Annotated in this window: 9 protein-coding genes; 2 read left to right on the top strand and 7 right to left on the bottom strand. The window is 50.8% G+C overall.

What is annotated here, in order from left to right:
• Window positions 1-4: 4 nt before the first annotated feature.
• Window positions 5-781, top strand: coding sequence for a YfaP family protein (locus tag ACJHWT_RS02350; protein WP_001225852.1), 777 nt, complete (start codon window positions 5-7; stop codon window positions 779-781).
• A gap of 73 nt (window positions 782-854) precedes the next feature.
• Here the strand turns inward: ACJHWT_RS02350 and atoB are convergent, their stop codons facing one another.
• The 6 genes from atoB to atoS all read right to left on the bottom strand — a co-directional run bounded on the left by atoB (window position 855) and on the right by atoS (window position 8,105).
• On the bottom strand, window positions 855-2,039 hold the full coding sequence (atoB, locus tag ACJHWT_RS02345) for an acetyl-CoA acetyltransferase (RefSeq protein WP_000786539.1): 1,185 nt from the start codon (window positions 2,037-2,039) through the stop codon (window positions 855-857).
• 30 nt (window positions 2,040-2,069) lie between these two features.
• Window positions 2,070-3,392, bottom strand: a complete 1,323-nt coding sequence (locus ACJHWT_RS02340; RefSeq protein ID WP_000580278.1) for a TIGR00366 family protein — start codon at window positions 3,390-3,392, stop codon at window positions 2,070-2,072.
• Window positions 3,389-4,039 (bottom strand): acetate CoA-transferase subunit beta, encoded by a 651-nt coding sequence (gene atoA / locus ACJHWT_RS02335; protein WP_000339055.1) that lies wholly within the window; start codon window positions 4,037-4,039, stop codon window positions 3,389-3,391. Before atoA ends, ACJHWT_RS02340 begins: the two co-directional genes overlap by 4 nt.
• Window positions 4,039-4,701, bottom strand: coding sequence for an acetate CoA-transferase subunit alpha (gene atoD / locus ACJHWT_RS02330; protein WP_000850538.1), 663 nt, complete (start codon window positions 4,699-4,701; stop codon window positions 4,039-4,041). The genes atoA and atoD overlap by 1 nt, the downstream gene beginning before the upstream one ends.
• Window positions 4,702-4,896: 195 nt before the next feature.
• Window positions 4,897-6,282: an acetoacetate metabolism transcriptional regulator AtoC gene (atoC, locus tag ACJHWT_RS02325; protein WP_000125298.1), complete on the bottom strand. Its 1,386-nt coding sequence runs from the start codon at window positions 6,280-6,282 to the stop codon at window positions 4,897-4,899.
• Window positions 6,279-8,105: a two-component system sensor histidine kinase AtoS gene (gene atoS / locus ACJHWT_RS02320; protein WP_001317952.1), complete on the bottom strand. Its 1,827-nt coding sequence runs from the start codon at window positions 8,103-8,105 to the stop codon at window positions 6,279-6,281. Before atoS ends, atoC begins: the two co-directional genes overlap by 4 nt.
• Before the next feature lie 166 nt (window positions 8,106-8,271).
• Here atoS and rcsC point away from each other — a divergent pair, with 166 nt between their 5' ends.
• The gene (gene rcsC / locus ACJHWT_RS02315; protein ID WP_000876056.1) at window positions 8,272-11,121 is read left to right on the top strand and encodes a two-component system sensor histidine kinase RcsC; all 2,850 of its coding nucleotides are present in this window, start codon (window positions 8,272-8,274) and stop codon (window positions 11,119-11,121) included.
• A 199-nt stretch (window positions 11,122-11,320) separates the two neighbouring features.
• On the opposite strand, the gene rcsB is transcribed toward rcsC, so the two are convergent.
• Window positions 11,321-11,971: a response regulator transcription factor RcsB gene (gene rcsB, locus ACJHWT_RS02310; RefSeq protein WP_001061917.1), complete on the bottom strand. Its 651-nt coding sequence runs from the start codon at window positions 11,969-11,971 to the stop codon at window positions 11,321-11,323.
• Window positions 11,972-11,980: the final 9 nt, after the last annotated feature.

The raw sequence follows: 11,980 nt of genomic DNA, 5'->3' as shown, positions 1-11,980 counted from the left end.
TGCTATGCGAAAGATTTTTCTTCCGTTGTTACTGGTGGCGCTTTCGCCTGTCGCTCACAGTGAAGGTGTGCAGGAAGTCGAGATTGATGCACCGCTCTCTGGCTGGCATCCGGCAGAGGGTGAAGATGCCAGTTTTTCACAATCGATCAATTACCCGGCGTCGTCCGTCAACATGGCAGATGATCAAAATATCTCAGCGCAGATCCGCGGCAAAATAAAGAATTATGCTGCGGCGGGTAAAGTTCAGCAGGGCCGGCTGGTGGTCAACGGTGCCAGTATGCCGCAGAGAATTGAATCCGATGGTTCATTTGCACGCCCTTATATTTTCACGGAAGGCAGCAACAGCGTACAGGTCATCAGCCCGGATGGGCAAAGCCGGCAAAAAATGCAGTTTTACTCAACGCCGGGTACAGGAACGATTCGTGCACGTTTACGGCTGGTTCTCTCGTGGGATACGGACAATACCGATCTCGATCTCCATGTTGTCACGCCCGATGGCGAACACGCCTGGTACGGTAACACGGTGCTGAAAAACAGTGGTGCACTGGATATGGATGTCACGACGGGGTACGGACCCGAGATTTTCGCCATGCCAGCGCCGATTCACGGACGTTATCAGGTGTATATCAACTACTATGGCGGACGCAGCGAAACGGAATTGACGACCGCCCAACTGACGCTGATCACCGATGAAGGATCGGTCAATGAGAAACAGGAAACATTTATTGTACCGATGCGTAATGCTGGCGAGCTGACGCTGGTGAAAAGTTTTGACTGGTGATTAATGGGGTTATCTTTACTGTCAATGTTCAAGAAAACGCCCGATGACTTTCGCTATCGGGCGTTTTTACATGTTAATTCAATCGTTCAATCACCATCGCAATTCCCTGGCCGCCGCCAATGCACAACGTTGCCAGACCCAGCGTTTTATCGCGTGCCTGCATGGCATGTAATAGTGTGACCAGAATACGCGCACCGCTGGCGCCGATAGGATGCCCCAGCGCGATGGCCCCACCGTTGACATTCACTTTCTCAGGATCAAAGCCCAGGGTTTTCCCAACGGCAAGGAACTGTGCAGCAAATGCTTCATTGGCTTCAATAAGATCAATGTCTGCCAGCTGCAGCCCCGCCAGTTGTAACGCTTTTTGCGTGGCAGGCACTGGCCCCATACCCATCAATGCGGGGGGCACGCCACCGCTGGCATAACTTTTAATGCGTGCCAGGGGATTCAGGCCTGCTGCCAGCGCCGCAGATTCTTCCATAATCACCAGAGCGGCAGCACCGTCGTTAATACCTGACGCGTTCCCAGCGGTGACTGTTCCTGCTTTATCGAAGGCCGGGCGCAATGCGCCTAACGCTTCAGCCGTAGAATCCGCTTTCGGGAATTCGTCTTGACTGAAGACGAGGGTTTTCTTCCGAGTGACAACATTTACCGGGACGATTTCGGCTGTAAAAGCACCGGACTCAATTGCGGCTGCCGCTTTACGCTGTGAATGTAGCGCCAGTTCATCCTGCATTTCACGGGTAATTCCGTACTCTTTAGCCACGTTTTCGGCGGTAATCCCCATATGATAACCATGGGTGGCGCACATCAGACCATCGCGCAGGATTACGTCATAAACCTGTCCGTCTCCAAGACGATAACCAGAGCGTGCTTTTGCATCGAGTAAGTAGGGCGCTAAACTCATATTTTCCATACCCCCCGCCACAATGCTCTGTGCCTGACCTGCCTGAATCGCCTGTGCAGCAAGCGCCACGCTTTTCAGACCTGAACCGCACACTTTGTTGACCGTGAATCCGCACACCGTTTCAGCCAGTCCGCTTTTTAGCAGCGCCTGACGTGCCGGATTTTGCCCCAGCCCGGCTTGTAGCACGTTACCCATAATCACTTCATCAACGTGTAGTGAATCGATTTTTGCACGTTCAATGGCGGCTTTAATTACTGTCGCCCCCAGGTCGATGGCGCTGGTGGAAGCGAGTGAACCGTTAAAACTACCGATAGCAGTACGTACCGCACTGACGATGACACAATTTTTCATTTTATATTCCTTCTGTCTGTAGGGTTGCCGTCAGAACAGCGTTAAACCAATGACGAAAATGACGCCGGAGAAGAGCAGGGCAGTGATGCAATAGCCCATGATGTCGCGGACACCGAGTCCGGCGATTGCCAGTGCTGGCAGCGCCCAGAACGGTTGTGCCATGTTCATCCATTGCTCGCCGTAGGCGATCGCCATTACCGATTTACCGAGATCAGCGCCCAGCGCCTGGGCTGCGGGCATCACGAACGGCCCCTGAATAACCCAGTGCCCGCCGCCAGACGGAACGGCGAAGTTAATCAGTGCAGAACTAAAAAAGGTCATGACCGGGAAGGTGTCTTTGTTCGCAACATTGATGAAGAATTCGGTAATGAGTCCGCCCAGACCGGAGTGCTCCATCATCAGTTGGATCCCCGCGTAGAAGGGGAATTGCACCAGAATACCGGCGGTACTGCGTGCTGCCGCGCTGATAGCACGCATATAAGCCATTGGCGTTTTATGTAGCAGCAGACCCGCAATCATAAACATCAGGTTGACGGTATTGATGGTGATGTTGAAGCCATGTTCGCTGAAGTACATCGCCAGGTAAGCGATACCGAGTGCGCCGATGATCAACGTCAGAATGCGGCTTTCTTCCAGTCGCTCGGACGGTGGAGCATCTTTCGGTAGTTGCTTTTGAAAATCAGCCTCTTCCATGAGTAGTTTCGGATCGATACTCACCACGTCAGACGGTTTTGGCATCATCATGCGGGTGATAAATGGCATCACCACAATCAACGCCACAGTGATGAAAATATTAAAACCACTGAACAGAGTATCGCCCACCGGGATCAGCCCGGCGATATGCTCAACCGGGTTGCCCGGTGTTGCAGCCAACAGAGGCATTGAGCCAGAGAAACCGCCACCCCAGGTGAGAAAACCAATGTAGGCGCAGGCAATGAGCAACGGATAATCAGAACCGGGTACTCGCCGGGCGACTTCACGGGCGAACATTGCACCGACAACCAAACCAAATCCCCAGTTGATGACACAAGCGACTGAACCGAAGAAAGTAACCAGCATGACGCCCTGTACGGGCGTCTTTGCGGCGGAGGCGGCAGTACGCAGCAAACTTTTCACCGGAGCGGAGCTGGCAAGGGCATGACCGGTAACGATGATAAGCGCCATCTGCATACCAAACGCCAGCAAGTTCCAGAAACCATCACCCCACATTTTCACCATGCTGATCGGCGTTTGTGGTGTTAACCAAAGCGCGATCACGAATGTTAGCAATGTCAGCAACATGGCAAAGATCAGTGGATCGGGAAGCCACCGGCTGACAAAACGCGTCATAAAACGCGATATGCGACCAATCATAAATCACCCCGTTGCGTATTCAGATCGGCGGCAACTTCAAACCGAGCTTCTGTTTTGGCACGCACGGTGGCTAAATCACACCCGTCGGCAATTTCGGTGAGCCACATTTTGCCGTCAATAAAACGAAAGACAGCCAGTTCAGTAACCAGCATATGCACCGCATGTTGCGCAGTGAGTGGCATGGTGCAGCGGCGCAAAATTTTTGCTGAACCATCTTTGGCGCAATGTTCCATGGCGATGATCACTTTGCGTGACCCGGTCACCAGATCCATCGCGCCACCCATACCGGGCACCATTTTCCCAGGCACTACCCAGTTCGCGAGGTTTGCTTCTTCGTCTACTTGCAAACCGCCGAGCACGCAGGCATCAATATGACCGCCGCGGATTAGCGCAAATGACATGGCGCTATCAAACATGGCTGCGCCGGGTAAAATGCCGCACGGTTGTCCGCCAGCGTTCACCAGATCTGGATGCGCTGTCGTGACCGGGCCTAAACCGAGGAAGCCGTTTTCCGATTGCAGAGTGATATGAATACCCTCCGGTAAATAATTGGCGACCATTGTGGGTAAACCGATCCCTAAGTTAACGATGTCACCATCACGAAGCTCTTGCGCCACACGGCGCGCAATACGTTGTTTCGCATCCATTATTTGCTCTCCTGTGAAACGATGATGTGGTCGATAACGGCACCAGGGGTGACAATATGGTCAGGTTGCAGCTCGCCGGTTTCGACCAGTTCATCTGGCTCTACCAGCGTGATATCAGCCGCAAGGGCTATCAGGGGGTTAAAGTTGCGGGCGCTAAGGTGATAGGTCAGGTTGCCAAGTGTGTCGCAACGATGAGCGCGAATTAGCGCCAGGTCGGCGCGCAGCGGGCGTTCGAGCAGCCAGGTTTTACCGTCGAGTGTCAGTGTCTGTTTGCCTTCCTCTACGACGGTGCCGACACCCGTTGGGGTGAGAAAACCACCAAGTCCAGCTCCGCCACAGCGAATTTGCTCGATTAGCGTACCTTGCGGCACCAGAACGACGTCCATCTCACCAGATATCATGCGCCGACCTGTTTCCGGGTTGGTGCCGATATGTGAAGCAATCACTTTGCGGACTCGACCATTGACGATGAGCGGACCGATGCCGGTATCAACAAACGCGGTATCATTGGCTATCAATGTCAGGTCGCGAACACCAGATTCCAGTAATGCTTCAACCAGGCGGGATGGAGTGCCAATCCCCATAAATCCGCCCACCATGATGGTCATGCCGTCACGAAAGAAGCCGGTGGCGTCTTGTAATGTCATCAATTTTGTTTTCATTTTTTATCCCTCTTGCATACACCGTTGTGGGTACAGTCAGGGAATAGCAAGGGGAGTGCCAGAATGAGATTATTGGATTTTGTTATTTAACTAATTGAATATGAAGGGATAAATTGGATGGAGATTTATAAGGAGAATGAGCGGCTATGCAGAAAATTGCGCACTGTGCAAATTTCTGCATAGCAAGTTTTGGCGTTATACATCCGCCGGATCGATACCGTATTCCTGGAGTTTATACATCAATGCACGGCGACTGATGCCCAGCATTAAAGCAGTGCGGGTTCGGTTTCCTTCTTGTTGTTCCAGCACTTCCATAATGATGCGTTTTTCGACGCGTTTAATTTCCTCTTTTAAATTACGCTCACCGACAGGGGCTGTTTTTGCTTCACCAGCATTACAGACTGGCTGACGAATCTGCGGCGGAAGATCCTCAGAAAAAATGATCGGGCCTGAATTCATCACGACGGCGCGTTCAATAACGTTGGAAAGCTCTCGAATATTTCCCGGCCATGACCAGGCGGTAAGCAGTGACATTGCCATCGGATCGATGTCGATAATATCGCGCTGATTCTCACTACTGAATTTTTGCAAAAAGTGATTAGCTAACAGGGAAATATCTTCCCGGCGATCGCGCAGAGGCGGCAGTATTAAATGAATAACGTTAAGGCGATAAAAGAGATCTTCACGGAAGGTGCCTTCTTTTACCATTGCCTGCAAGTCACGGTTGGTGGCAGCAATGATGCGGATATCAACTTTTATGGTCTGATGGCCGCCAATCCGTTCAAATTCCCGTTCCTGCAGAATGCGTAGTAATTTGGCTTGCAGTACGAGCGGCATTTCGCCAATTTCGTCGAGGAGCAGAGTACCTTCGTTGGCACGTTCAAATAATCCCTGACGCAAGGTTTGTGCACCAGTAAATGCACCTTTTTCATGACCAAACAGTTCACTTTCGAGCAACGATTCCGGCAGCGCCGCGCAGTTGACTTTAATGAACGGCCCCTTTGCCCGCCGCGAATTGTAGTGAATCGCTCTGGCAATCAACTCTTTCCCGGTGCCGCTTTCACCGCTAATCAAGACGCTGGCCTGAGAAAGGGCAATTTTGGCGGTGTCTTTGCAGATATCCATCATCGCCGGGCTGTTGGTGAGAATGTGCCCCCATTGCCAGCTGGTGCTCAGTGCCTGGTGCAGATGACGGATCTCTTTTTTCATTGACTGGAGTTGTAAAGCGCGCTGAACGATTAAATTCAACTCATCGAGATCAAACGGTTTAATAACATAGTCGAAGGCCCCGCAGCGTAGCGCTTCGACGGCGGTTTCCACTTCAGCATAGGCCGTCATCAGAATAACGGGTGTCCGGGTCTCATTACTGCGCATCTCCTTTAGTGCCTTGATGCCGTCCATCTCTGGCATGCGGATATCCATCAACACCACGTCAGGGTGAATATCAGCAAACAGGTGTAATGCTGTGCGTCCGTTGTTCGCACAATGTGTTTCGAATCCTTGTAGTGCAAAAGCGGTGCTCAGCATACGGCGAACATTATCTTCATCATCCACAATAAGGATGCGATTAATAGCAGTCATACAGTCTGATTTCCCTGCGGGTTGATCGGTAAAATAAGCGTGAAGGTTGCGCCGTAGCCCGGCAAACTGGCGACGCGAATATCACCCTGATGGGCATTAATGATGCGTTGACTTAACGCCAGACCAAGCCCGGTTCCTGAGGCTTTGGTAGTGAAAAAGGGATCGAAGATCTTTTTTTGCAGCGAGAGATCAATGCCACAGCCGTTGTCCTCTATCGAAATGGCCTGTTGTGAGTCGCTGTACTGCCAGGTTCGAATGCGAATTTTCCCTCGTGCACTGATAGCCTGGACGGCATTGATCAGGATATTCAGTAGTACCTGTTTGAGCAGTTCACGATCGGCGTTAATCGGGCTTAATTCATTATCCAGTTCGCTTATGAAGTCGATCCGCGCTTGTACGCCAGCGGTTTGTACCAGTACCAGAGTTTCTTCAACCAATGCATTGAGGCTGACTTGTTGCCATTGACTGTGGCGTGGACGTGAAAATTCGAGCAATTGCTGAATAACTTTGTTAATTGAATCGATTTCTTTGAGTACTACGGACAGATATTCCTGATGTATTGGGTCACCGGTTTGTTGGCGCAAGATCTGTACATAACCACGAATAGCCGTTAGCGGATTACGTACTTCATGCGCCACGCCAGCCATCAGCTCACCCAGTGTGGCGAGGCGTTCTGCTTGCGCCATGCGGCGCTGGGTTTCTTTGCGGGCAGTTAAATCAGAGAAAATCACCAAAGCACCTATCATATCACCATGCGTGTTATGAATACGACTGGTAGTGACACTGAGTTCAATGGTGCGGTCACGGCCTGGAAAACTGATCTCCAGCGCCACATGTTCGGTGCCATGTTCCAGCGTATCCAGTACTGGACTGTAGAACTGAGTATGGTCGAACAACATGGAGTAAGGCTGCCCTACCAGTTCATGACGTTGATAGCCAGTGATGACTTCTGCTGCCGGGTTCATGGTGGTTACATCACCCTGGCGGTCAATGGCAATGACGCCATCGGCAGCGTTTTCAATAATCAGATCGTTAAGTGTCCGCGTTTCACGCAGTGCCTGGGCGAGGTTGTTAACACTCTGACTGATTTGCCCCATTTCACCGGGCAATTGTGGTAATCGAGTGGGAATATTTTGCGCCAGAGTCGAGAGGCCATCGGTGATGATATCAATATTGGCGCTCAGGCGACGGGAGAAAAGGACAATCAACAGCAGGCTTATCAGCAAACCGGCGGTGAGCACAATGATAATCCTCACATCCATTTTCCAGGCCTGGCGGCGAATATCTTCGGTTAATTCATTGGCCCAGATATAGCCGAGGATTTCACCATTACGCTCAATGGGAATCATTGAATTCAAAATATCGCCGCGTACCTGCCTGCCTGAATAAACCAAAGGGGTATTTGTACGCATGACTTCGCGACCAGGGTGATCTGCGGCAATGGTAACGCCCACATTATTCTGATATAGCGCTGAAGGCGCGTAGGTGATTATCGCATCCAGCGTTTTGTTGTAATAACCAGCGCCGATGCCAGGGAAGGCGTGAGTGATATTTTCGGTAATGGGGGCAAGTTCTGCATTTAATGCGCGGATACGCTCCTCACGCGGTAAGTCGATGTAGAGATCGTAGCGATTGCCTAGCGCCTGATTAAGCAGGTTGACCACGGCAGAAAGTTTTTTCTCTTTTTCAGATAAGACTGCTGAACGTCCTTCTGTTTCTACGATATAACCAATAGTAAGCGTTGGGACAATGACCATCAGGATTGCCATCAGAATCATTTGATTGCGTAAGCGGCGTGGATAAATCCACTTCATATAATGCATGCTGAAATCCACTAGTCTTGTCCGGTATATGACGATTATCAGAGGTTAAGGTGATGATTTCTCGGCGGTGTATCATATTCCAGAGAAGAGAGAACATTGCGGTAACACGCTTTTACCGCTACCTTAACCACACTCCATCGGTCACCTGAGGCGGAGCTTCGCCCCTTTGAAATACCTTGCTTCTTTTCGTACAACCCTGAAAGCCTCGCGCTACATGTTCAGAGCATTGGCGTTAGTGCTCTGGCTGTTGATTGCTTTTTCATCCGTTTTTTACATCGTGAATGCGTTACATCAGCGAGAATCGGAAATTCGTCAGGAATTTAATCTGAGTTCCGATCAGGCTCAGCGCTTTATTCAACGCACCTCTGATGTGATGAAAGAGCTGAAGTACATTGCCGAAAATCGCTTATCGGCAGAAAACGGTGTGCTTTCCCCGCGTGGACGAGAAACGCAGACGGATGTGCCTGCGTTTGAACCGCTGTTTGCTGACTCTGATTGTTCCGCAATGAGTAACACCTGGCGAGGCTCTCTGGAGTCATTGGCGTGGTTTATGCGCTACTGGCGCGATAATTTTTCTGCGGCTTACGATCTCAACCGGGTATTTTTAATCGGCAGCGATAACCTCTGCATGGCCAATTTCGGTCTGCGTGATATGCCAGTGGAACGCGATACCGCGTTGAAAGCGTTGCATGAACGCATCAATAAATATCGAAATGCACCACAAGATGATAGCGGCAGTAACCTCTACTGGATCAGCGAAGGTCCGCGCCCTGGCGTCGGGTATTTTTACGCCTTGACGCCAGTTTATCTGGCGAACCGGTTGCAGGCGCTTTTGGGTGTCGAGCAGACTATCCGGATGGAGAATTTTTTCTTACCTGGTACGTTGCCGATGGGGGTTACCATTCTTGATGAAAATGGTCATACCCTGATTTCGCTTACCGGACCAGAAAGTAAAATTAAGGGCGATCCTCGCTGGATGCAGGAACGCTCCTGGTTTGGCTATACGGAAGGGTTCCGGGAGCTGGTGCTGAAGAAAAATCTGCCACCCTCATCGCTAAGCATCGTGTATTCGGTGCCAGTTGATAAGGTGCTGGAACGCATTCGCATGTTGATCCTTAACGCAATTTTGCTGAATGTGCTTGCCGGAGCTGCATTGTTTACTCTCGCGCGGATGTACGAGCGGCGTATTTTCATTCCGGCGGAAAGCGACGCCCTGCGACTGGAAGAACATGAGCAGTTTAATCGCAAGATTGTCGCCTCCGCGCCAGTGGGTATCTGCATTTTGCGTACCGCTGATGGCGTCAATATTTTAAGTAACGAACTGGCGCATACCTATCTCAATATGCTTACGCATGAGGACCGCCAACGGCTGACACAAATTATCTGTGGGCAGCAGGTCAATTTTGTTGATGTCCTGACCAGCAACAATACCAACCTGCAAATCAGCTTCGTCCATTCGCGCTATCGTAATGAAAACGTGGCCATTTGTGTGCTGGTGGATGTTTCTTCGCGCGTGAAGATGGAAGAGTCGTTGCAGGAGATGGCACAAGCAGCGGAACAGGCGAGCCAGTCAAAATCGATGTTCCTTGCCACCGTCAGTCATGAGCTGCGAACGCCGCTGTATGGCATTATCGGTAACCTGGATCTGTTGCAAACCAAAGAGTTACCGAAAGGCGTCGATCGTCTGGTGACGGCAATGAACAACTCTTCCAGCCTGTTGTTGAAAATTATCAGCGATATTCTCGACTTCTCGAAGATTGAATCGGAACAGTTGAAGATCGAACCGCGTGAGTTTTCACCGCGTGAAGTGATGAACCACATCACCGCCAACTATTTACCGCTGGTGGTACGCAAGCAGCTAGGCTTGTACTGCTTTATTGAACCGGATGTGCCAGTGGCCTTAAATGGCGACCCGATGCGTTTACAGCAGGTCATCTCCAACCTGTTGAGTAACGCCATAAAATTCACCGATACCGGCTGTATAGTTCTGCATGTTCGCGCTGATGGCGATTATCTCTCTATCCGTGTTCGCGATACCGGCGTAGGGATTCCGGCGAAAGAAGTGGTGCGCTTGTTTGATCCCTTCTTCCAGGTCGGAACGGGCGTACAGCGTAACTTCCAGGGGACCGGTCTGGGTCTGGCGATTTGTGAAAAACTGATCAGCATGATGGACGGCGACATCTCGGTAGATTCAGAACCGGGAATGGGCAGCCAGTTTACCGTGCGTATTCCGTTGTACGGCGCTCAGTACCCGCAGAAAAAAGGCGTGGAAGGGTTGAGTGGTAAACGTTGCTGGCTGGCGGTCCGCAATGCGTCGCTCTGTCAGTTCCTGGAAACCAGTTTGCAGCGCAGCGGCATCGTCGTTACAACATACGAAGGGCAGGAACCGACTCCCGAAGATGTGTTAATCACTGACGAGGTAGTGAGCAAAAAATGGCAGGGTAGAGCGGTTGTGACCTTCTGTCGTCGCCATATTGGTATTCCGCTGGAGAAAGCGCCAGGAGAGTGGGTACACAGTGTGGCTGCCCCGCATGAGCTACCGGCATTGTTGGCGCGTATTTATTTGATCGAGATGGAGAGCGACGATCCTGCTAACGCTCTGCCGTTAACGGACAAAGCGGTCAGCGATAATGACGATATGATGATTCTGGTCGTGGATGATCATCCGATTAATCGGCGTCTGCTGGCAGATCAGTTGGGATCGTTGGGCTATCAATGTAAAACCGCGAATGATGGCGTCGATGCGCTTAATGTACTTAGCAAGAATCATATTGATATCGTGCTTAGCGACGTCAACATGCCAAATATGGATGGTTACCGCTTGACGCAACGCATTCGTCAGTTGGGACTGACGTTGCCGGTTATCGGAGTAACTGCTAATGCGTTGGCTGAAGAGAAGCAGCGGTGTCTGGAGTCCGGTATGGACAGCTGCCTGTCGAAGCCGGTAACGCTGGATGTGATAAAACAGACGCTAACGGTATATGCCGAGAGGGTCAGGAAATCGCGGGATTCGTAGGACGGATAAGGCGTTTACGCCGCATCTGGCATTCAGTGCAAATGCCAGATGCGACGCTGACGTGTCTTATCTGGCCTACTTTAATGTAATCTGTTGAAATAATGGGAATCGTAGGACGGATAAGGCGTTTACGCCGCATCCGGCAATCGGTGCAAATGCCAGATAAGACACTAACGCGTCTTATCTGGCCTACAGGTGATTAGTCTTTATCTGCCGGACTTAACGTCACTGAAGAGAGATAATTCAGCAGAGCAATATCGTTCTCGACACCCAGCTTCATCATCGCAGATTTCTTCTGGCTACTGATGGTTTTGATACTGCGGTTCAGCTTTTTAGCGATCTCGGTCACCAGGAAACCTTCCGCAAACAGGCGTAGAACTTCACTCTCTTTTGGCGAGAGACGCTTGTCACCGTAACCACCAGCACTGATTTTTTCCAACAGGCGAGAAACGCTTTCCGGGGTAAATTTCTTCCCTTTCTGCAGCGCGGCGAGAGCTTTCGGCAGATCGGTCGGTGCACCTTGTTTCAGCACGATCCCTTCGATATCCAGATCCAATACCGCACTAAGAATCGCCGGGTTGTTGTTCATAGTCAGAACAATGATCGACAGGCTTGGGAAATGGCGCTTGATGTACTTGATTAAGGTAATGCCATCGCCGTACTTATCGCCAGGCATGGAGAGATCGGTAATCAACACATGCGCATCCAGTTTCGGCAGGTTGTTGATCAGTGCTGTAGAGTCTTCAAATTCGCCGACAACATTCACCCACTCAATTTGCTCAAGTGATTTGCGAATACCGAACAAGACTATCGGATGGTCATCGGCAATAATTACGTTCATATTGTTCATGTAATAGGC

Origin of the sequence: Escherichia sp. WS338, assembly GCF_046486405.1 — a bacterium.
GTDB classification, from domain to species: domain Bacteria; phylum Pseudomonadota; class Gammaproteobacteria; order Enterobacterales; family Enterobacteriaceae; genus Escherichia; species Escherichia coli.
The sequence above is the reverse complement of the archived record's forward strand: the minus strand, read 5'-3'. Positions and strand labels throughout refer to the sequence as shown.